The 21,867-nt window shown below is 46.8% G+C and carries 16 protein-coding genes; 10 read left to right on the top strand and 6 right to left on the bottom strand.

What is annotated here, in order from left to right; all coding sequences use genetic code 11:
* Positions 1-514: 514 nt before the first annotated feature.
* The 5 genes from rpmH to AC0VYI_RS25290 all read left to right on the top strand — a co-directional run bounded on the left by rpmH (position 515) and on the right by AC0VYI_RS25290 (position 5,377).
* A complete protein-coding gene (gene rpmH, locus AC0VYI_RS25310) occupies positions 515-649 on the top strand; it encodes a 50S ribosomal protein L34 (protein ID WP_013663328.1) in 135 nt (44 codons plus the stop codon).
* Between the two features lie 8 nt (positions 650-657).
* The gene (rnpA, locus tag AC0VYI_RS25305; RefSeq protein WP_199476574.1) at positions 658-1,056 is read left to right on the top strand and encodes a ribonuclease P protein component; all 399 of its coding nucleotides are present in this window, start codon (positions 658-660) and stop codon (positions 1,054-1,056) included.
* A 94-nt stretch (positions 1,057-1,150) separates the two neighbouring features.
* On the top strand, positions 1,151-2,812 hold the full coding sequence (yidC, locus tag AC0VYI_RS25300; protein ID WP_475446392.1) for a membrane protein insertase YidC: 1,662 nt from the start codon (positions 1,151-1,153) through the stop codon (positions 2,810-2,812).
* A 158-nt stretch (positions 2,813-2,970) separates the two neighbouring features.
* Positions 2,971-4,350 (top strand): tRNA uridine-5-carboxymethylaminomethyl(34) synthesis GTPase MnmE, encoded by a 1,380-nt coding sequence (gene mnmE / locus AC0VYI_RS25295; protein WP_475446390.1) that lies wholly within the window; start codon positions 2,971-2,973, stop codon positions 4,348-4,350.
* A 322-nt stretch (positions 4,351-4,672) separates the two neighbouring features.
* Positions 4,673-5,377, top strand: coding sequence for an SDR family NAD(P)-dependent oxidoreductase (locus AC0VYI_RS25290; RefSeq protein WP_475446388.1), 705 nt, complete (start codon positions 4,673-4,675; stop codon positions 5,375-5,377).
* 264 nt (positions 5,378-5,641) lie between these two features.
* Here the strand turns inward: AC0VYI_RS25290 and AC0VYI_RS25285 are convergent, their stop codons facing one another.
* On the bottom strand, positions 5,642-6,676 hold the full coding sequence (locus AC0VYI_RS25285) for a virulence RhuM family protein (RefSeq protein WP_475446386.1): 1,035 nt from the start codon (positions 6,674-6,676) through the stop codon (positions 5,642-5,644).
* 75 nt (positions 6,677-6,751) lie between these two features.
* A complete protein-coding gene (locus AC0VYI_RS25280; RefSeq protein WP_475446384.1) occupies positions 6,752-7,660 on the bottom strand; it encodes an AraC family transcriptional regulator in 909 nt (302 codons plus the stop codon).
* A 212-nt stretch (positions 7,661-7,872) separates the two neighbouring features.
* Here AC0VYI_RS25280 and AC0VYI_RS25275 point away from each other — a divergent pair, with 212 nt between their 5' ends.
* Entirely contained in the window at positions 7,873-8,607 is a 735-nt protein-coding gene (locus AC0VYI_RS25275; RefSeq protein ID WP_475446382.1) for an SDR family oxidoreductase, read from the top strand.
* A 27-nt stretch (positions 8,608-8,634) separates the two neighbouring features.
* Here the strand turns inward: AC0VYI_RS25275 and AC0VYI_RS25270 are convergent, their stop codons facing one another.
* The 4 genes from AC0VYI_RS25270 to AC0VYI_RS25255 form a co-directional block, all read right to left on the bottom strand.
* On the bottom strand, positions 8,635-9,861 hold the full coding sequence (locus tag AC0VYI_RS25270) for an MFS transporter (protein ID WP_475446380.1): 1,227 nt from the start codon (positions 9,859-9,861) through the stop codon (positions 8,635-8,637).
* Between the two features lie 231 nt (positions 9,862-10,092).
* Positions 10,093-10,887, bottom strand: coding sequence for a metal ABC transporter permease (locus AC0VYI_RS25265; RefSeq protein WP_475446378.1), 795 nt, complete (start codon positions 10,885-10,887; stop codon positions 10,093-10,095).
* Positions 10,880-11,647, bottom strand: a complete 768-nt coding sequence (locus tag AC0VYI_RS25260) for an ATP-binding cassette domain-containing protein (protein WP_475446376.1) — start codon at positions 11,645-11,647, stop codon at positions 10,880-10,882. The genes AC0VYI_RS25265 and AC0VYI_RS25260 overlap by 8 nt, the downstream gene beginning before the upstream one ends.
* Positions 11,648-12,511, bottom strand: a complete 864-nt coding sequence (locus AC0VYI_RS25255; protein ID WP_199476565.1) for a metal ABC transporter solute-binding protein, Zn/Mn family — start codon at positions 12,509-12,511, stop codon at positions 11,648-11,650.
* A 396-nt stretch (positions 12,512-12,907) separates the two neighbouring features.
* Between AC0VYI_RS25255 and AC0VYI_RS25250 the strand changes: the two genes are divergently transcribed.
* Genes AC0VYI_RS25250 through AC0VYI_RS25235 form a run of 4 tightly spaced genes read left to right on the top strand, consistent with a single transcriptional unit; the run spans position 12,908 to position 21,784 of the window.
* A complete protein-coding gene (locus tag AC0VYI_RS25250; RefSeq protein WP_475446374.1) occupies positions 12,908-14,119 on the top strand; it encodes an MdtA/MuxA family multidrug efflux RND transporter periplasmic adaptor subunit in 1,212 nt (403 codons plus the stop codon).
* A complete protein-coding gene (locus AC0VYI_RS25245) occupies positions 14,116-17,214 on the top strand; it encodes an efflux RND transporter permease subunit (protein WP_475446372.1) in 3,099 nt (1,032 codons plus the stop codon). Before AC0VYI_RS25250 ends, AC0VYI_RS25245 begins: the two co-directional genes overlap by 4 nt.
* Positions 17,211-20,354, top strand: coding sequence for an efflux RND transporter permease subunit (locus AC0VYI_RS25240; RefSeq protein WP_475446370.1), 3,144 nt, complete (start codon positions 17,211-17,213; stop codon positions 20,352-20,354). Before AC0VYI_RS25245 ends, AC0VYI_RS25240 begins: the two co-directional genes overlap by 4 nt.
* Positions 20,351-21,784: an efflux transporter outer membrane subunit gene (locus AC0VYI_RS25235; protein WP_475446368.1), complete on the top strand. Its 1,434-nt coding sequence runs from the start codon at positions 20,351-20,353 to the stop codon at positions 21,782-21,784. Before AC0VYI_RS25240 ends, AC0VYI_RS25235 begins: the two co-directional genes overlap by 4 nt.
* Positions 21,785-21,867 lie beyond the last annotated feature (83 nt).

Raw genomic sequence — 21,867 nt, 5'->3', positions numbered from 1 at the left:
TTTAGGCGTACTCCCTGATTGAGTGACAGATAAGAAGCGGATTTTACCTTTCTCACAGCAAGTTATCCACATATAAATAGACAAAAATCCAAAACGCTTCAAGATACGTCATGATTGTTGATAACAGTCAAGGTTATACACACCTGTAGGTAAACGACTCTTAATGTGCATAAAACAACTACTTATGCACATATTAACCGCACCTTGTCTGAAAGGTTTTGCACAACCTTAAATGTTAGTAACTATTTGATAGTTATACACATAATTAGATTTACTTTAGCTTATGTGTATAACTTTTTAAGGATAAAATATTTTTATCCACTAAAGATGTACAAGCTTGTGAGTAAAAGGTTAATCAAATGTGTGGTTAATTTTTTAACAATAGATGGTGGGTAATCATTGAATTCATTGGCGAAAGGCTCTAAAATCCGCGCCCTGATTTCGTATCAATTGTCGAGGCTTGGCGAATGCTAACCCTCAAAACTCAAACACTGCATTCAGTGAGAGAATTAACATGAAAAGAACTTTTCAACCTAGCGTTCTAAAACGCAAACGCAACCATGGCTTCCGTGCTCGTATGGCAACTAAAGGCGGACGCCAAGTGATCGCTCGTCGTCGTGCTCGCGGTCGTAAGGCTCTAAGCGCATAAGCACGCTGATGACCGAATATTGTTTTCCTCGGCATGTCAGATTACTGAATGCCGAGGATTATCAATCCGTCTTTAACGACACCTCCTCCAAAGTCTTCGCAGGCGAATTCCTTTTATTGGCACGTAAACGAGAAGATGATCAAGCTCGCTTGGGTCTGATTGTGGCCAAAAAAACGGACAAACGTGCGGTAGGCCGGAATCGTATCAAACGTTTGGTACGCGATTCCTTTCGCCATAACCAAACCTTATTAGCCGGTATGGATATCATCTTTTTATCTCGTCAGGGAATCAAAGAGTTAGATAACCCAACGCTGCATAAACGCTTAGCTAAAGCTTGGGATCAATTGGCGAAGAAGTCGAAAAAAACGACCTCAAACCAAAAACGCACGCACTCAACACAGAAATAAGCTGAAAAAACCGTCAAAGGCTGGTTTAATAGCGCGTGTTTTTTAAAAGGGTTCTGCGAACCCATTGTCCAACCAAACAAATTAGTTGAATACCATGGATTTCAGACGTTACTTTTTATGGGGTGCGCTTTTTATCACTGGCTATCTACTGTTTTTACAGTGGAACCACGATTATGGTCCTCAGTCCAAGCAAAGCGCAGCTCAAACAACTCAGCAAACCGCTGAAACAATCAAGCAATCAGAATCAGAAACTGATTTACCAGACGCTCATCACAATGCGAATACGGACAGTAGCAAGATACCAGACAATGCAACGAAAGTTGCACCCGGTAAGCTCATCCATGTGCAAACGGATACGCTAAGTGTCGATATTAACCCTGTTGGTGGTGATATAGTCGGTGCCGCTCTGCTGAAATACACAAAAGTACTGGGCAAACCAGCTCCTTTTGTAATTCTTGAAGACACGCCCGAACATGTCTACGTCACACAAAGTGGGTTGATCGGACCGGATGGTCCGGATGCCTCACCGAAAGGACGTCCTGTTTACACAACAGATAAAACGTCTTATACCCTTGAAAAAGGCCAAGACGCTTTAAATGTGAACCTTTATTACACAGGTGCGAACGGGGTGAAATACACCAAAACCTTCCGTTTCACCAAAGGTAATTATCGCATTAAAGAGATGATGACCATTGATAACACCACGGACAAAGTATGGCGTGGTAACCTATTTGGCCAAATCAAACGTGATAATTCACCGGATCCAAGTCAATCCACTAATATGGGCTTACATCCATATTTAGGCGGTGCCATTTCTGATAACGATACCAAATACAGCAAAGTCTCTTTCGAAAAAATGAAAGACGAGCCGGTCAAAGTCACAGCAGATAAAGGCTGGGTAGCGCTGTTACAACACTACTTTGTGACCGCATGGGTACCTGAACAAGGTCAGAATTTCACACTGCAAGCACGTACCAATGGTGACTTTAACCTAATCGGCTTTGTTGGCCCACAGGTCGTCGTCGAGCCAGGTAAAAAAGACACCTTAAGCTCCACCTTCTATGTTGGTCCAAAACTCGAGAAGCATCTTGAAGCAACCGCAGCAAACCTTGATCTAACGGTTGATTACGGCTGGTTATGGTTCTTGGCGAAACCGATCTTTAGCTTGTTGTCCTTTATCCATTCCGTTGTGGGCAACTGGGGCTTCTCGATCATTCTTATCGTATGCTGTGTAAAATTGGTGTTCTTCAAACTGTCAGCAGCAAGTTATCGCTCTATGGCGAAAATGCGCAAGTTTGCACCGGAAATCGCCAAACTAAAAGAGCAGTACGGAGACGATCGTCAGAAGATGTCGCAAGCCATGATGGCGCTGTACAAAAAAGAGAAGATCAACCCGCTGGGTGGTTGTTTGCCAATCTTAGTGCAAATGCCCGTTTTCTTGTCTTTGTACTGGGTATTGATGGAATCGGTACAGCTACGTCATGCTCCGTTTATCTTCTGGATTCATGACTTATCTGTCATGGACCCATACTTTATCCTGCCAATTTTGATGGGTCTAAGTATGTTCGGTCAGCAAATGTTGAACCCAACTCCGCCAGACCCAATGCAAGCGAAGATCATGAAGCTAATGCCAATTGCATTTACCTTCTTCTTCTTGTGGTTCCCAGCGGGTCTTGTCCTTTACTGGGTAACCAACAACAGCTTGTCGATCTTGCAACAGTACATTATTACCAAGCGAATCGAACGAGAGGGTTAATCGACCCATTCGAAAAGCAATTGCACAAAAATGAGACAAAAAAGGCTTCCCTCGGGAGGCCTTTTTTACGTTTAGATTGCCATCACTCTACGGCTAATGGACAATGGCACTATTCTTGTCTTTTCTATTTTCCGACGTAAACCGTACCGAGTTTTATTATGACCGACTTTCAATACGCCATTGACCAAGACACCATCGTAGCGCAAGCGACCGCACCAGGCCGTGGCGGCGTTGGCATCATTCGTTTATCAGGCCCCAAAAGCCTAACCATTGCGAAACAGATCGTCGGATTTGACCCAAAACCTCGCTACGCCCATTACGTCCCCTTTAAAGATGCGCAGAACGAGCAACTTGACGAAGGCATCGCCTTATACTTTCCAGGACCAAACTCCTTCACAGGTGAAGACGTTTTCGAATTACAAGGCCATGGCGGCCCTGTCATCATGGACATGTTATTAACTCACTGTGTCGCCTTGGGCGCTCGTCTTGCCCGCCCTGGTGAGTTCTCCGAACGTGCCTTTATGAACGACAAGATGGACTTAACCCAAGCCGAAGCCATTGCCGACCTAATCGACAGCTCCTCTAAACAAGCCGCTAAATGCGCGCTGCGTTCATTACAAGGCGCTTTCTCAAAACGCGTAGACGAACTGGTGGAATCCTTGATTCATCTGCGTATTTACGTGGAAGCCGCCATCGATTTTCCCGAAGAAGAAATAGACTTTATCGGTGACGGCAAAGTCGCCAGTGAACTGGCTGAGATTCAAGCCAAACTCAAAGCTGTGCTACAAGAAGCTAATCAAGGGGCTTTAATTCGTGAAGGCATGAGCGTGGTGATCGCAGGCCGTCCTAATGCAGGCAAATCCAGCTTACTTAACGCTTTGTCAGGCAAAGAATCTGCCATTGTAACCAGCATCGAAGGCACCACACGGGACGTACTAAGGGAGCATATTCATCTCGATGGCATGCCACTGCACATCATCGACACCGCCGGTCTTCGTGACAGCCCAGACGAAGTCGAGCGCATTGGTATTCAACGTGCTTGGGATGAAATCGCCAAAGCCGATCGCATCCTCATGATGGTCGATAGCCAATCTATCGATAGCAAAGATCCTAACGAAATCTGGCCCGAATTCATGGAAAAGCTTGGCGATACGAAACACCTGACTTTAGTACGTAATAAAGTCGACTTAACCAAAGAAGCCACAGGAATGGAAATCGTCTCAGATGTCCCTGTGATCTCTCTATCCGCGAAAACAGGTGAGGGTGTCAGTGATCTAACAAACCACTTAAAAGCCGTTATGGGCTTCGACAGCACCAATGAAGGCGGTTTTATCGCCCGTCGTCGTCACATCGAAGCGCTTAACAAAGCTAACCGCTTCCTAGACGCTGGCAACGAACAACTTAACGGTTATGGAGCAGGGGAATTGCTAGCAGAAGACCTCAAAGAAGCCCAACAAGCCCTTAGCGAAATCACTGGTGCCTTCACCAGCGACGATCTTTTAGGGCGTATTTTTGGGTCTTTCTGTATTGGGAAGTAGAATTGGTTATCCCCATTAGTGGCAGAAACATCCTCTAATTCAACGGGCTACAGCGAATAGACTTCAATAAGATTAATATAGTGAGACCTTTGCACGATGTCACGAGCGACGCCAAAACGCGGCAAAAACAGACGAGAAAGCGGAGTTTATAGCTATAAATGAGCATTTTGAGCCTGTTTTTAACTAAGTATTGGCAAGCGCAGTAGTCGTGCAAAAGTCTCATAGTGCATAGTATGCAGGTTATATGTGCAACCCATGCGTCTTCCGCAATGATCAATCGCCTCCTATAGTGATTCTTTCTGCCAAATAAAGGAAAATCACTATGAAAACTCAAGCAAAAACCCTTTTGATTATCGGTGCTTCCCGTGGCTTAGGTTATGCCATGGCCGAAGAGTTTGTATCCAAAAATTGGAACGTAATAGGTACAGTACGAGACAACAACAAGCCTAGTTTATTGCATGACCTAGCCAAACGATATCCGGACCAAGTTAGGATCGAAACTTTGGATATTACCTCCCAGGAACAAATCCGTACTCTGCATGAACGCCTTGCTGGGCAAAGATTAGACATGCTGTATTGCAATGCAGGCACAACCACTCAGGATCAGATGATTGCTATCGGCAAAGTCAGCACAGAAGAATTTAACCAAGTAATGTTGACCAATGCCCTAGGTCCCATGCGGGTTCTTGAGGCCTTTGAGGATCTAGTACTGACTGATGGCCTGATTGGCGTTATGTCTTCCGGACAAGGGAGTATCAGCAACAACCAAAAGGGTATGCGGGAAGTCTATCGAGCCAGTAAAGCCGCCCTTAATATGCTGGTGAAAAGCTTTTCCGTCCGAGAGCAGAACACAGCCAGATCCATAGTACTGATGGCCCCAGGCTGGATCCGTACAGGCCTGGGAGGCGATCAAGCCCCCTTTACCCTAGAGGAAACGGTGCCGGATATTGTCAATGTACTGCTCGCTCAGATCCATAAACCCGGACTAAAATATCTAGATAGATTTGGGAACAGTGTGCCCTGGTAAGGCCTTGACGACTTAGCCCAATAAGGCGGGTTTATCGCCCGCCGTCGTCATATCGAAGCACTTAACCAAGCCAGCCGATTCCTAAAAGCGAGTAATGTACAACTTCATGGCTAGGACGCAGGGGCACTACTAGTGCCTCCACCAGCGACGACTAGGACGAATTTTAGGCCTTTCTGCATTGGGAGTAATTTTAAGGGATTTGTCGATTCTTACGACACGTATGATCCAGAAAAGCATTTTGGATCGCATACCTTGATATGACAGCTATTTGTCTTTTTTCACCATCGTTTTAAGCGCGGCAATATTAGCTTTTTCACCTTCGACTTCTTTCAAACGACGACGCTGTTCTTCGAAATTATCAAACGCCAATTTTGCCTTATCATCTGCGTCCTTTTTGGAGATTTTTCCAGCACCACTTAAAACATTCCGATCATTAAAACTTAAAAACTGGTCCAGCTTATCGGCCCAGTCTTGCAAGAATACTTGCTTACGGCGCAGCGCTTGATCTTCGGCATAATCGAGCCACATATTGACAATGCGATTGAGCTCTTTAATTTCATCTTCATGCAAATAGTTCTTTGCTATGGTGACGTCTGTCTTGCGGACCTCATCGCCTTTATAGTTGGTCAGGCCCATGTCCGGTTTACTGGCATCCACACGACTGGCAATAAGCTCAGCGGCCGTCATATGCGTACAGGCGTAATGCAGTTTGTTCTGAATAATTTGGAAGAAGCGAGTAGTCTCTTGATTAGATGGCTCGTAATCAGCAGCCATGGTAAAGATTTCTTTCACCCGCAGATAAACACGCCGCTCACTGGCTCGAATATCGCGGATACGTTCCAGCATTTCGTCAAAGTAATCTGGAACTGCAGAGTGGCCAACAGGCGGGTTTTTTAGACGCTCGTCATCCATGGCAAAGCCCTTGATAAGATACTCTTTCAGGACTTGTGTCGCCCATTGGCGAAACTGTGTACCACGTTGCGAACGAACCCTGTAGCCAACCGCCAGAATTGCATCGATATTATAGTGGTCTATTTCACGAGAAACTTGGCGGGTTCCTTCTAATCGAACTATCCGGAATTTCCGGATGGTTGCGTTTTGTACAAGCTCACCTTCATTATATATGTTGACTAGATGCTCATTAATCGTGCGAACATCTTTATCATAGAGTTCAGCCATTACCGCTTGAGAAAGCCACAACGTATCGGACTCAAAACGACACTCAACGCGGGCTTGACCGTCCGCACTGGTAAAAAGAACAAACTCGCCTTGAGGAGCAAGGGGGATGTTATCAGTCATTCAATCAACCTCTCTGCGTTATTGGAAGTCGCTACTTCGCAGCTTCATCATGACAAAAAAATGGCAAGTAATCTCTCAACCATAGAATTCTTTAGGTAGTCCCCCTCGAGCATCTTGGCGAAGCGTTCTGATGTCGCGAGCAGGGGGCGCGCCAAACAGCCGAGAGTATTCACGACTGAATTGTGACAGGCTCTCATAACCAACCGATAAAGCGACAGCGGCGACACCTCCAAGTTCAGTGAAGAGCATTCTGCGAGCTTCATATAATCTAATCTGCTTTTGATACTGAAGAGGTGACAAGCCAACCGTCGCCTTGAAACGTCGATGAAAAGCGGAAGGACTCATATTCACTGTCGCCGCAAGCTCCTCCACTCGGAATGCCGTCGCGTAGTGTTTGCGAATCCATGTAATAGCATTCCTGATTTGGTAAAAACGATCATCGATACCGGCTATTTGTCTGAGCACCGCACCTTGTGGGCCGCGCAGCATTCGATACAGAATCTCACATTCGATTAGAGGTGCGATTAAGGCGATATCATCCGGGTGATCGCTAAGGCGAACCATCCTGAACCATGCATCAGCAAGATCCTCACTCACTTGGTCAATGCAGAAACCTCTCGTCTCAGACAGGCTCAAAGGGCTATCCATATTACACAAAATCTCTGTGACTAAAGCTCGGTCGAGAGATAGGCGTAAAGCCAGATAGGGAGAAGTCGGACTCGATTCTACGACTTCGCCAATCACGGGTAGCTCAACGGAGGTAATAAAGCTTTGTCCCGCACGATAGTTGACGACTTGATCGCCGATGACAATCCTTTTGCTCCCTTGCAGGATCAGGCTAATCAGGGGTTGATAGATCTCAGGAAAAAGCTCGGTCGGTTGGCAAACCCTGAGAATATCCAAACGAGGTATCTGTGTTTGGGTAAGAACGGATTTAGCACGTTTCTCGACAAGCGATTTTAGTTTTTCAAGGGGGTTATTCATATCATTCTTTCTAGCATAGCTTGTATTGAGTATCAACGTATTAAGCAGAAATGTGCATTTTATAGACTGAAATAGACACGCGATAGTGTAGGCACCTTGTTATAAATAGTGACGGTCCAGTTGGACTCTTCAATGGACACGTTAATGGACTCTCTAGAGTACATTTTTGTTTATTTTCACAACTTCACGTCTTTTCAGAAAGGAAATACGCTATGGACATTAAAAATTCAGTCGTCCTCATTACAGGAGCTTCATCCGGTATTGGTGAAGCAACAGCCCGTGCGGTCGTGCAAGCTGGTGCTCGTGCTGTGTTATTAGCGAGGCGCCAAGATCGGCTCGACGATTTAGCGAGAGAGCTGGGGGATGATGTTCTGGCTTTACCCTGCGACGTCACCAATCCAGTCGAGGTTCAAAAGGCAGTCCAAATCGCGCAAGAGAAATACGGTCGAATCGATGTTTTGATCAACAATGCTGGGCAGGGGCTATATGCCGCGATTGAAGACATCGGCATTGAAGATTTTCGAGAACTGCTAAATATAAATACAGTTGCGCCACTGATTATGATGCAAGCGGTGATCCCCCTTATGCGCAAACAAGGAGCCGGATGCATCATCAATGTTAGCTCGGGTGCGACCCTAGCGACTTACCCAGGTTCAGCCGCTTATACGAGCTCAAAGTCAGCACTCAACATGATCTCAAAAGTGGCACGGCTTGAGCTAGCGGATGCAGGCATCAGCGTATCTTTGCTACACCCCTTCATGACAGCGACCGAGTTCTATGGTGCGGTGAAATCCGGCCTAAACACCTCAAAAGAACAAGAAGCAGGAGCAGCATCCATCGCTCAACCACCATCATTGGCCGCGCAAATGATGGTCAACCTTATCCGCACTGGCGAAGAAGAGACGGATCTTGTTCCGAAAGAATACGGTGGAAGTTTTGAGGGCTAGTGTCGAGGGCTAAAAGAATAAGATATATCAAACCGACTGCCGTTGTTTTTCCCGATACAAGACATAAAGGGCCACGAAAGCCGCCGCAAAGCCTGAGGCAGCCCCGATGCCTAGGGCCCAACGCGGGCCAAAAATATGGGCTACAGACCCCACAAGAGGGCCGCCGACCACGGAGCTGCCAAGGGCAATACTGACTCGCAGAGCCATCATTCGCCCCCGCATACGGCGCTCTGTGCTCAGTTGTATTAAGCTCGTCACGGAGTTGGTGAAGGTGAGGGCGGAAATACCCGTAACGACTAACGCGGCGGCAAACAACCAGTAGTTCGGTGCCAGTGACGCAAGAAAGCAGCTAATGCCAAAGGCGAAGGCACTGCTTAATAACAGGGTAAAACGAGGTTTTTCTCGGCGTGCGCTAAGCAAGGCCCCCGATACGGTACCAATCGCCATAAAGGACATCAGCAGTCCATAGCCTTGTGCACTGGAATGAAACTCGCTCACCGCCATGGTGGAAATAAAGATCGGAAAATTGAGCCCAAATGTCGCCACTAATAACAGCATTAGGAGAATGGCTTTCAGGTCTGGACGCTGCCACATATAGCGTAATCCTTCGCTAAAGGTGCCTTTCACTCGCTTATCATCCGTCCCAGAATTCAATTCGCTCACCCGTAAAAAGAACAATGACACTAATACCGCAAAGAAGGACACGCCGTTGATCACAAACGCCCAGCCAGTATTGGTGGCGGCGATAATCAAACCAGAAATGGCAGGGCCAATCATACGCGCTGAGTTAAAGGAGGTGGAGTTAAGCGCTACGGCGTTGTGAAGATCCTCTTCATTGACCACGTCCCCAACAAAAGAATGCCGTGCAGGCGCATCGAATGCCGCCGCTGAACCAAACAAAACCGCAAAAATATACACTTGCCACAATGTGATCATCCCCGTTAACGTCAGAACGCCCAGCAGCAGGGATAAGGCGCCCATGGTTAACTGCGTTACCATCAATAACTTACGTTTATTAAAATAGTCAGCAGCTGAGCCTGTCCAAGGTAACAGCAAAATCTGAGGTCCGTACTGGCAGGCCATGACCCAACCAAGGGCCGATGCATCGTGTTTTGTCAGCTCCGTTAATACCAGCCAGTCTTGTGCCGTTCGCTGTATCCAAGTACCACTGTTGGAGATAAGAGCGCCAATGAACCAAATCCGATAATTTACATTGCGAAGAGACCGGAACATACCGGTAAAAGGCGATTTCATAAAAGGTCAATTACATCCTGACTAATGCCAGTGTCACTGATGCGGGGAAAGGTCTTGACGACCCAAAGGGGATATCCTGCGCCAGATCCGCACGGTTTGCTGTTTGATGAGGTTATCTGTCAAAGGCCGCTACACGATGTTGGAATAACGGCCTCTGGTAAATCAATATACAAAATAGACAGTGAAAGGATCAAGCGAAACTGTGTTTTAGCACACAAAAAAACGCAGCCGTTACTGGTGTTTTTTCGAGCGGTACAGTCGAGCTAATGCGTAACCCAAGCAACTCAAGGACGTAATCGTAAAGCTCACAGGCCAATCACTATAATAAGAAATAGTAATACCGCCTAGCCCATACACTAACGCCAATATGGCGCTCAGAATTAAGCCGCGCTTTAGATGACTGCTTAACTGCAATGCGGCGGCCCCTGGGGCGATCATTAGGGTAAATACCAACAATGCCCCAACAATTTGGCTACAGGCGGCCGTCACCAAAGCACAGATAATAAAGAATACAATGCTGTAACGACCAACAGAGTAACCTCGGCTTTCGGCGATATCAGGCTGTAAGGTGGTCAGCAACAAGGGACGCGATAACAGCAAAAAGGCCCCTCCACATAGCGCACTGAGGATTGCCAAGCGAATCACCATGCTATGACTAACAGCCAATATATTACCAAATAGCAGGCTATTGGCTTGGGTCGCGAATTGCGTATAAAAATGCAAGGCCAATAAACCAATCCCCAATGCCATCGTCAGGACGATACCAATGACAACATCGCGGTGTTCTAATCGATTGCCCAGATAACCAATGGCAACCCCTCCCATCACCGTGGCAATCAGCGCGCCTGAAAAAGGGGTGACACCCAAGAAAATAGACGCGCTAGCACCAGTGAAACCAAGGTGAGCCAGAGCGTGACCCGCAAAACTTTGACCTCGTAATACTAAAAAATAGCCGATAGGCCCAGCCAACAAAGAAATAACAATGGTGGCTAACCAAGCGTTTTGCATGAATGAATATTCAAACATATAAATCAGAATCCGGATGGGCAATTAAATGTTGACGACCATGGTGCATCACCACATCAAGGTGACAATGGTACAGCTCACTTAGAGTTTGGCTGGTAAGGAGTTCTGTGGCTTTTCCCTGTCGTAATTTCTGCTCATGAATCAACAAAACCTCAGTAAAATGATTAATAAAGGGGTTCAATTCATGGGTAGAACAAACGATGGTCATACCTAGATGTTGCTGTAAGTGGAGAATCAGTTCCACCAATTGGTATTGTCGACTCGGGTCAAGCCCCACCAGCGGCTCATCCAGTAATAACAACTTTGGCTCATTCAGTAGGGCTTGTGCCAGCATTAAACGCTGATATTCACCACCTGATAGGGTGTCCATAGGTTGCGAAGCAATCTTTTGCGCGTTGACTTGGACAATGGCATTGTCGATGCGGCGTTGCCATTCTTTAGCGCTTATGTTCCGTGGTCGCCAGGTTTCAAACAGGGACTGCGCACATAACGCAAGTCGGCTACTATGGGCTTTGAGCTGGGGTAGATAACTAATGGACGAGGAGCCTCGTTTACAGGGGGCATCCATAATATTCAAAGTGGTGTACTGTGCTTTTTGCAATCCTAGCAGGGTTCGTAAAAAAGTCGTCTTACCCACGCCATTACCGCCCAGTAAGCCGACAAAAGCACCTTGTTCTATGGCAAGCTCATCACATTCAAACAGCAAGCGAGGACCTAAGCTGACGCGTAGGTCCGTTGCAGAAATAATCAATTTTGTCATTTATTTCTCAAGTACGTTTTGCACCCCAGTCAACTCTTGATTAATCCAGTTTTGATAGTGAGTGCCTTTAGGCATTGTTTCAGTGGCCCCAACGATAGCAACTTTATGTTTTTCCGCAAGCGCCTTTAACTGATCTGTCATGGGGTCAGTCACTTGGTCATTATAAAGTAAGAAAGCCACTTTGTGCTCAGTCAGATCGTTGTGCAGAGCTTTTATTTGACTCGCCGATGGATCAGTATCGTTCATGACGGCCATTTGGAATCCGAGATTACGCACTTTAAAGCCCAGTTCTGCGAACATGTAGCCAAATACTGGCTCAGTCGCTGTCACTTCTGTTCCCGCGTATTTCTGACGCAAGGTATCAATACGCTGCCAAATAGGGTGTATGGATTTAACAAACGCTTGCCAGTTATGCTGATAGGCGGCTTTGTGAGCAGGATCCAGTTGGCTGAGCTCCTGTTTAATCGCTAAAGCCAGCAACAACATAGTGTGTGGATCATACCAGATATGTGGGTTATCCCCATCTTGATGGCCCGTCATACTGGCCACATCGATTTTGACTAAATTGTCATGGCCAGCCAGCAGTTTAGCCATCCAGTCATCGTAGCCAATGCCACTGTAAATTGCGATCTTCGCGTTGGAAATAGAACGAGCGACTTTCGGGCTGACTTCGAAAAGGTGTGGATTATCATCCGGATTGGACAGAATACTCGATACTTCTACATGATCGCCACCAACTTGCTTAGCGACATCCGCATAAAAGTTCTCTGCGGCAACAATATGAATAGGGGCAGCAAGCGCATAACTACTGACTAAGCAAACACTTAGCGCAAACACTCCCGATACAAGACGGCTCAGTGACATGAATCTCTCCTAACAAATAGTTTGTAAAAATATGACGTATTAAATAGTTGTTAGGTTATAACATAATATTTGAATTCAGAAAACTGTTTTAGTTACTAAAGAGTCACATGGTGTTACTAAATAGCAACAAACAGTTACTGAAGAGCAACACGACAAAGACTCAGAGCCTCATTCGTATGACCCTTCATATTTGCCCTTCATTACATGAAGGTTCCATCGATATATTGCTCATTCTTATGTAAATAAAGGTAAAAAATATTGTCGATATTTATATAATCCATACACTGCTTTCTTAAAGATAATTGGGATTGTCACGATAAGAACGAGACCCAGCTCAGTAATCTAACCTACCTTATAGTTAAGAATCATCACTCTAACATGGCTGTTTAATAGAAAATGACGACTCGTTCTAGCATCAAATTTCGACTCTTGTTAACGCTCCTGATTGCTATCGTGGTGGCAGGAGGTTGGTATGGCTGGCACTATCTGCAAACGCCGGAGAAAAAAACGTCTCAATCAGGCTCCCATGAGGGAGGCTCAGGAAAAAAGGCGGGCAAAGCAGGCCATCATTTTGGTGGTAATAGAACCACACCGGTTTACGCAGGCGTGGCAAAACAGGCGGATGTTGCCGTGTATTTGAATGCATTAGGTACTGTGAAAGCCAATGCGTCAGTAACGGTCACCAGTCGAGTCACTGGTGAATTAAAGAAGGTGTACTTTCAAGAAGGCCAGTACGTTAAACAAGGCGAACTCATTGCACAAATTGATGATCGCAGTTATCAGGCGACCTTAGCACAAAACGAAGGCGCCTTGGCACAGAACGAAGCCCTGCTACACAACGCAAAAACCACCTTGGCACGTTATCAAAAACTCGCTAAAGAAAATTCTATTTCGGTACAAGATGTACAAGAACAAATGGCCACGGTTGGTCAATATGAAGGCATTGTCGCCACCGCTAAAGCGCAAATAATGTCGGCAAAACTGAATATTGCATACGCAAAAATCAAAGCGCCTATTAGCGGCTATATTGGTCTGTTAGAAGTGGATCAAGGAAACTTGATCAGCAGTGATTCCACGGCCATCACCACCATCACGCAAACCAATCCAATCACCGCGACCTTCAGTATTCCCCAACAGCATCTGCAGGAAGTGTTGCAAGGGTTACGTCGTCACCAAGAGTTTCCCGTTACTTTGTTTGATCAAACAGGTGCCAAGACGCTGGCAACGGGCAAGCTGACCAACATCAGCAACAGCATTGATAGCGATACAGGGACAATCAAATTAAAAGCGCTTTTCAGCAATGACAATGAAGCCCTTTATCCTAATCAGTTTGTGAATGTTCGCTTACAGGTTAAGGAGCTAAAACACGCCATCGTTATACCTAAGGCAGCGTTGCAGCTTAATGACAATGGTGACTTTGTTTTTGTCATTGGACCTGATAATAAGGTGAAAAAGCACATGGTAGAGGCAGGCCCCGTTGATGGTGTCGATTGGGTAGTCATTTTATCCGGCGTCCAAGCAGGTGATAAATTGGTCACCACGGGCATCGATAATTTAAGCGATGGCAGCACGGTGAAAATTATCGCAGCAAACAAGGATGTTCAATGAACCCATCTCGTCTCTTTATTGAGCGACCGGTTGCCACCATCTTATTGATGGTTGGGGTATTATTGTCGGGCTTGTTCGCCTATACCTTATTGCCTGTTTCAGCATTGCCAGAAGTAGACTATCCCACTATTCAAGTCAAAACCTTGTACCCAGGTGCCAGTCCAGAGGTCATGGCGATTGCCGTGACGGCACCTTTAGAACGCCAACTGGGGGAAATGTCCGGTCTCAGCCAGATGTATTCCACCAGCTCAGGCGGGGCCTCGGTGATCACCCTGAAGTTCAACCTGTCGTTGTCCTTGGATATCGCCGAACAGGAAGTCCAAGCGGCCATTAACTCGGCTAACAGTCTCTTGCCCAAAGATTTACCCTATCCACCCACTTACAAGAAAGTGAACCCGGCAGACGGTTCCGTACTGACGATTGCTGCCACTTCCGACACTCTACCGTTAACCAAGGTACAGGATTGGATTAACTCCCGAGTGGCCCTTAAGTTGTCACAAGTCTCTGGGGTTGGATTGGTTACCTTGGCTGGTGGCCACCAAGCAGCAATTCGTATTCAGGCCAATTCTAAAGCTTTAGCCGCCCACCAGCTCACACTGGAAGATATCTATACACTGATTAACGCCAGCAATGTGAATGGCTCAAAAGGAGGCTTTAATGGTAAATACCACTCCATCAGCATTGATGCTAATGACCAATTACGAGATGCCAATGAATACGCTGACCTCATTTTAAAATACGAAAATGGCGCGCCCCTGCGCTTAAAAGACGTTGCCAAAGTTATTTCCGGCAGCGAAAACCAATATATATCGGCCACAGCAAATGGTAAGCCCGCCATCATCATCCAAGTGCAACGTCAGCCTGGGGCCAACGTCATTGAGGTGGTGGATAGTATTAAACGCCGCTTACCAGCACTGCAAGCATTGCTACCCGGCAGCATTAAACTATCGATTTTGTCTGATCGCACACAAACCATTCGCTCATCGATCCATGACGTTACATTTGAGTTAATACTGTCCATTGCTTTGGTGGTGATGGTGACATTTTTATTCTTGCGCAATATCGCGGCCACATTAATTCCCAGTATTGCGGTGCCATTGTCACTAATTGGTACCTTTGGCGTCATGTATTTAGCAGGCTTTAGCATTAACAATTTAAGCTTGATGGCCCTGACCATCGCAACAGGCTTTGTTATTGATGATGCTATTGTGGTGGTGGAGAACATTTCACGACACCTAGAAGAAGGTGAATCCCCCTTTCAAGCCGCGCTCAAAGGCTCAAAGCAAATCGCCTTTACGATTATTTCGCTGACCTTTTCGCTGATCGCCGTACTGATTCCGCTGCTTTTTATGAGCGATGTGGTCGGTCGACTGTTCCGTGAGTTTGCCATCACCTTGTCAGTCTCGATCTTGGTCTCGATGATCATTTCTTTGACCTTAACCCCCATGCTGTGTGCTTATTTGCTACGCCGCATACCAGAAGAGAAGCAAAGCCGCTTCTATAAAAAGGGAGGGCAAGTCTTCGATCAGGTTGTCTCCATTTACAATGGCTACTTAACCAAGGTATTGAATCATCAAACAACGGCTTTATTGGCAATCGTCGGTATCTTGCTGCTCACCATAGGACTCTACATTGCCCTCCCTAAGGGCTTTTTCCCCGATCAGGACACTGGCACGATACGTGGCATTACCATCGCCTCGGACAGTGTCTCTTTTACGGAAATGGGTAAGAGACAAGAGAGGGTCATCAAGCAGCTGTTAAAAGACCCTGATGTACAAAGCATTACCTCCAGTATTGGTGTAGATGGACAGAATGAAACCTTAAACCAAGGAAGGTTACAGATTAACTTAAAACCCTTTGATGAGCGTAGTGACCGCGCCCCAGCCATTATTAAACGACTGAATCAAGAAGTCGCTGATGTACCAGGTATAGAGCTGTATTTGCAATCACAACAAGATTTGACGGTGGACGATCAGGTCACCCCCAGCCAATATCAAATGACATTGGACGATACAGACAGCCGACAACTGGCCATTTGGACACCAAAATTGGTCAATGCCCTAAAAGAGCAGCCCGCTTTAACCAAAGTTGTCAGTAACTTACAAGATCAAGGTCTCGTGAGCTACGTCACGATTCATCGTGATGTGGCAGCACGCTATGGCATCACCGTCGCCGATGTAGACACGGCCTTATATAACGCGTTTGGACAGCGTTTGATCTCAACGATCTTTACCCAATCCAACCAATACCGTGTTGTCTTGGAGGTACCGGCCAATAAAGATCAAGCCGTCTCGACCTTAAATGATATTTATCTGGCCGGTAAATCTACCACCGGCTCAGGGGTTACCCCCATGGTGCGTTTAACCGACGTGGCCACGATCAGCCAAAGAACAGGCTCATTAATGAAAGCCCGACTTGATCAGATTCCGGCGGTGACACTGTCGTTTGATGTGGTCGACGGTTATTCCATAGAACAAGCACAACAAGCCATTAGCAACACCATTAGTAAGATAAACATGCCCGCCAGCATCACCTTAAAATACCAAGGTTCCGCTGCGGCTTTTAGTCACTCGACGAAAAACACCTTATGGCTGATTCTCGCGGCTTTGCTGACCATGTATGTGGTATTGGGCATTCTTTATGAGAGTTTTATCCATCCGATAACCATTCTATCCACACTACCAACCGCCGCCGTCGGTGCCTTTTTGGCTTTATTAATGAATGGCACGGAATTCAGTTTGATTGCCTTAATCGGCGTCATCTTGCTGATCGGTATTGTGAAGAAGAACGCCATTATGATGATCGATTTTGCCTTGGAAGCAGAAAAAACACAGCATCTGAGCCCTCGTGATGCCATTCATCAAGCCTGTTTGTTACGCTTTCGTCCCATTTTAATGACCACCATGGCCGCCTTATTTGGTGCCTTACCATTGATGTTAGCCCAGGGCTCTGGTGCAGAGCTACGCCAACCAATGGGGTTGGTTATCGTTGGAGGACTGATTTTAAGTCAATTGCTGACTTTATTTTCCACCCCCGTCATCTACCTGTTCTTTGATCGGCTCTTAAAACGTCGTCGACAACGAGCGCAACGATGAACCTATCAAAGACATTTATTTTTCGTCCGGTCGCAACATGGTTAATCACCATGGCATTGATGTTATTGGGCGTTTTAGGGTTTCAATGGTTGCCAGTCTCCAGCCTGCCCGCCATGTCGATTCCGGTCATTGTAGTCAGTGCGAATGTGTCCGGTGCCAGCCCAGAAACTATGGCCGCCACCGTCGCCACGCCACTGGAGCGAGCATTAGGGCAAATTTCAGGGGTCAATGAGATGACCTCATCCAGTACGTTAGGCTCTACCTCCATCGTGCTTGTGTTTGACGGTAAGCGTGATATTAATGGTGCCGCAAGGGATGTCCAAGCGGCCATCAATGCCTCGCAAAGCTTATTGCCCAGTGCCATGACCTCCTTGCCGACCTACCGTAAAATCAATCCAGCGGCGGCGCCTATTTTAATGATGTCACTGACCTCAAAGTCGATTCCCGCCAGTGTTTTGTATGATTTTGCCAGCAATCAGTTAGAGCCACGGATCGCACAAGTCAATGGGGTGGGGGACGTGACGCTATCAGGTAGCTCCTCACCAGCGGTACGCATCAACCTTCATCCTCAAGCCTTGACCCATTACGGCATTTCCTTGGATACCGTCCGTAAAGCCATTGTGGCCGCCACCAATCATGGACCCAAAGGGGTGATTCAAGGCGATAAAAACACCCTGATGGTCAACAGCAATGATCAATTACTGCACGCCAAAGCGTTTAAAAACATCGTCATTCTCTACCAAAATGGAGCGGCTATTCATTTATCCGATGTTGCTGAGGTCAAAGAAGGGGTGGAAAACCAGTACAACGTCGCCTACTACAATAATCAGCCCTCCGTTAATATTCGTGTCACGCTAGCTTCTGGCGAGAACATGCTGTCCACCATTGATGGCATAAAAGCGCAATTACCTGTATTTAAAAAGCTCCTACCAGGTGATGCGCAATTGCACATTACCCTAGACCGTTCTCCTACGGTGCGTTCCGCCTTACATGAAACAGAACGCACCTTATTGATTGCCATGGCTTTAGTCATTGCCGTGGTGTTCGTCTTTTTACGTAATGGCCGAGCTTTGTTTATTCCAGCAATGGCATTACCCGTTTCTTTATTAGGTACCTTTGCAGTGATGTATCTGCTTGGGTACAGTTTAGATAACTTCTCATTGATGGCTCTCATCGTCTCCACGGGCTTCGTCGTGGACGACGCCATTGTGGTACTGGAAAATATATCCCGCCACTTGGAAGAGGGCTATGGGCCTGTCAGAGCCTCGTTGCGAGGCGCGAAGGAAGTCGGCTTTACCGTGCTGGCGATGACCGTCTCTTTGGTGGCGGTGTTTATTCCATTGCTCTTTATGGGCGATATTATTGGTCAGCTACTACGAGAGTTCGCCGTCACCTTGACGGTGTCACTGTTGATCTCAATGTTAGTCTCCGTGACACTCACGCCCATGTTGTGCTCGCGCTTATTACGTCGTCAAGCACAAAACCGCCCTAAAAACCGCCTCTATATTGGGATTGAAAGCGCCTTCGACCTGCTCAATAAAGGTTACAAAGTGTCTTTGGATGTTGTACTAAGACACAAGCGCATCACCCTGTTGACGCTGATTGCGACCATTGCATTGAATGTCCACTTGTACGGCAGCATTCAAAAGGGCTTTTTTCCAGAACAGGACACTGGCATTCTCTACGGTGCCTTACGCGCGGATCAAAACACCTCCTTTGACGCCATGGAACCCAGGCTACGCCAATATACTAAGATGATTCTTTCCGATCCCGCTGTTGCCAGTGTGATGAGCTCCATCAGTAGTTCACGCCGTGGCGGTCAAAATTTAGGCCGCTTTTTCGTGCGACTCAAGCCACTTGATGAACGACAGGCAACCGCTGCGCAAGTCGCTAACCGTCTCTACCAAAAATCCCAAAGTATGGCTGGGGGAAGGCTATTTTTACGGGCCGCGAGTGACCTTCATATTAGTGGACGCAGTGCCAATGCCAGCTATCAATTAAGTCTCCAATCAGACGATTTAAACCTACTACGCAAATGGGCACCCAAAGTCCAAACGGCATTAAGTCATTTGCCAGAGCTTAGTGGGGTCGATTCGGATTTAGAAGAGGGTGGCCAAGAAGTACGCATCATTATTAACCGTGATGCCGCTAAGCGTTTAGGTGTCTCAGTCAAAGATTTAGATACTTTGTTAAGCAATGCGTTTAGCCAACGCCAAATTGCCACTATGTACCAAGACACAAACCAATATCATGTTGTCATGGGGTTAACCAAGGATTACACCAGCAACAGTAATGTTTTAAAATCCATGAGCATCGTGACGAATAAGGGCAATATTGTCCCTATCAGCGCATTTACCACGTTGGAAAGCGGAAACGCAGCTTTATCCGTCTCACACCAAGATCTCTCCGCTACGGTTACCATCGCGTTCAATACAGCCGATGGGGTCACGTTGGAAGAGGCCCAACAGGCCATTAAACTGGAAATAGCCAAATTAGCCATGCCAAGCAGCATTGTGGCGAACTACGCAGGGGATGCTAAATTTTCTATCAGTTTTGCGCACAATATTCCTTGGTTAATCTTGGCCGCCCTGATTACGGTGTATCTTGTCCTTGGTATGCTTTATGAAAGCTTTGCTCATCCACTCACCATTTTATCAACCTTACCCTCGGCAGGTCTTGGGGCCTTGCTACTCATGCAAATCACCAATACGCAGCTGACCATCGTCGCCCTGATTGGGATTTTGCTGTTGATCGGCATAGTGAAAAAGAACGCCATTATGATGATAGATTTTGCGTTGGATGCCCAACGAAAGCAAAATCTGTCATCAGAACAGGCCATTCGAGAAGCCTGCCTAAAGCGTTTTCGACCGATTTTAATGACATCGTTTGCTGCGTTTTTTGGTGCCTTACCAATGGCTGTTGGGCAGGGTGGTGATGCGGATTTACGCAGTCCGTTAGGCATTGCGATCTGTGGTGGTTTGGTGGTCAGCCAATTGCTGACGCTGTATACCACCCCTGTAGTTTATCTCTACATGGAAAAGATTAGCCAAGGGACTCGGCGGTTTTGGTCACGTCATATTCGCCAGGAAGATTGGTCGGCCAGCGACCCCTCTATAACCAATGATAAAAATGGATCATGATGAATAATCGAATCATTCAATACATGTGTATCAGTCTATTCGCTACGATACTCAGTGGGTGCGCGGTGGTTGGGCCAGATTATAAACGACCAAGCGCCCCACAAAGTCCACCATTTAAAGAAGCCAAAGGTTGGCAAAAGGCAACACCACTAGACCAAGAGCCCAAAGGTGCTTGGTGGAAAGTCTATCAAGACCCAGTGTTGTCTAAACTGCTCGCCCAAGTACAGATAAACAACCAAAACGTCGCCGAATATGCGGCTCAATATGAAAAGGCCAAAGCCGTTGCCGAACAAGCAGGCGCCAATCTATACCCATCAATCAGCGGCTCAGCGAGTGCTACACGCTCTGGTACACAAAGCCAAACCAGTAATAGCTTCTCTGCAAAGAGCAGTGCCAGCTGGGAACTGGATCTATGGGGAAAATTACGCCGTACTCGTGAAGAAGATCGCGCCAGTGCCATGGCAAGTGCCGCTCAACTCGCCAATGCGACCCTCAGTGCGCAATCCAGTTTGGCGCAAGATTATTTTCAATTGCGAGTGATGGACGAGCAAATAGCGCTTTACCAACGCAACATAAAAAACTATACCCAATATCTAAAAGTCGTTAACAATCAATACAAAGCAGGGAACATTTCTCGTTCCTCTTTGGCCCAAGCGCAAACCCAATTACACACCACTCAGGTTTCTATGATTAATCTCAAATGGCAACGGGCCCAGTATGAACACGCCATCGCGGTATTAATTGGCAAACCACCTGCAGCGTTTTCATTGCCTGCTGAGCCGTTGACCTATCATTTGCCCAAGATCCCTACTGAGCTTCCCTCTGCGTTGTTACAACGTCGACCCGATATTGCCTATGCAGAGCGTAATGTGGCCGCTGCGAACGCCGCCGTCGGCGTTGCCATTGCCGGGTATTATCCCGATTTAACCTTGTCAGCCAGCGCAGGGGTTGAAAACTCCACCTTGAGTGACCTGTTCGAATTGCCTTCAAGAGTTTGGTCGATTGGGCCTTCTCTGAGTGGTAATATCTTCGACTTCGGGGCCACGAAAGCGAAAGTTCGCCAAGCAAAAGCCGCTTATAACGCCAGTGTCGCCAATTATCGACAAACCGTACTGAGTGCCTTCCAAGAAGTGGAGGATTATCTGGTGGCCATACACGGGCTAAACGAGGAAATGGCCGTGCAAAAACAAGCCACCGCATCCGCCAGAGAGTCCGCGAGGGTAACCTATAATCAATTTAACTCCGGCATGATCGATTACTTAAACGTCGCCACAACAGAAGCCACCAGTTTGAGTCAACAACAGAATGAATTGAATATCATCAAATCCCAACTCATCAACAGTGTAAAATTGATCGTCGCTCTAGGCGGCGGCTGGAATGTGAGTGATTTACCCTCCGCAACGCCACCGAAAAAGAACACAGCAAAATAAGGCCCCCCTAAAACCCAATAGTGCAGTCTGTTAGACTGTACCTATTGGGTAGGTTACTTAGCCTACTGTTACTTTGTCTTTAG

The sequence above is a fragment of the Marinomonas sp. 63XJN7_9_ISO-PGPR-S23-217 genome, assembly GCF_056173515.1.
Note: the sequence above shows the minus strand (reverse complement) of the source record. Positions and strands in the feature narration are given on the sequence as shown.

Coding starts and splice junctions, on each gene's coding strand:
- AC0VYI_RS25255 (WP_199476565.1), bottom strand. CDS start 12,511: ATGTCACTGAGCCGTCTTGTATCGGGAGTGTTTGCGCTAAGTGTTTGC.
- AC0VYI_RS25240 (WP_475446370.1), top strand. CDS start 17,211: ATGAACCTATCAAAGACATTTATTTTTCGTCCGGTCGCAACATGGTTA.
- AC0VYI_RS25265 (WP_475446378.1), bottom strand. CDS start 10,887: ATGTTTGAATATTCATTCATGCAAAACGCTTGGTTAGCCACCATTGTT.
- AC0VYI_RS25280 (WP_475446384.1), bottom strand. CDS start 7,660: ATGAATAACCCCCTTGAAAAACTAAAATCGCTTGTCGAGAAACGTGCT.
- AC0VYI_RS25260 (WP_475446376.1), bottom strand. CDS start 11,647: ATGACAAAATTGATTATTTCTGCAACGGACCTACGCGTCAGCTTAGGT.
- rnpA (WP_199476574.1), top strand. CDS start 658: ATGACCGAATATTGTTTTCCTCGGCATGTCAGATTACTGAATGCCGAG.
- yidC (WP_475446392.1), top strand. CDS start 1,151: ATGGATTTCAGACGTTACTTTTTATGGGGTGCGCTTTTTATCACTGGC.
- AC0VYI_RS25250 (WP_475446374.1), top strand. CDS start 12,908: ATGACGACTCGTTCTAGCATCAAATTTCGACTCTTGTTAACGCTCCTG.
- rpmH (WP_013663328.1), top strand. CDS start 515: ATGAAAAGAACTTTTCAACCTAGCGTTCTAAAACGCAAACGCAACCAT.
- mnmE (WP_475446390.1), top strand. CDS start 2,971: ATGACCGACTTTCAATACGCCATTGACCAAGACACCATCGTAGCGCAA.
- AC0VYI_RS25235 (WP_475446368.1), top strand. CDS start 20,351: ATGATGAATAATCGAATCATTCAATACATGTGTATCAGTCTATTCGCT.
- AC0VYI_RS25275 (WP_475446382.1), top strand. CDS start 7,873: ATGGACATTAAAAATTCAGTCGTCCTCATTACAGGAGCTTCATCCGGT.
- AC0VYI_RS25270 (WP_475446380.1), bottom strand. CDS start 9,861: ATGAAATCGCCTTTTACCGGTATGTTCCGGTCTCTTCGCAATGTAAAT.
- AC0VYI_RS25290 (WP_475446388.1), top strand. CDS start 4,673: ATGAAAACTCAAGCAAAAACCCTTTTGATTATCGGTGCTTCCCGTGGC.
- AC0VYI_RS25285 (WP_475446386.1), bottom strand. CDS start 6,676: ATGACTGATAACATCCCCCTTGCTCCTCAAGGCGAGTTTGTTCTTTTT.
- AC0VYI_RS25245 (WP_475446372.1), top strand. CDS start 14,116: ATGAACCCATCTCGTCTCTTTATTGAGCGACCGGTTGCCACCATCTTA.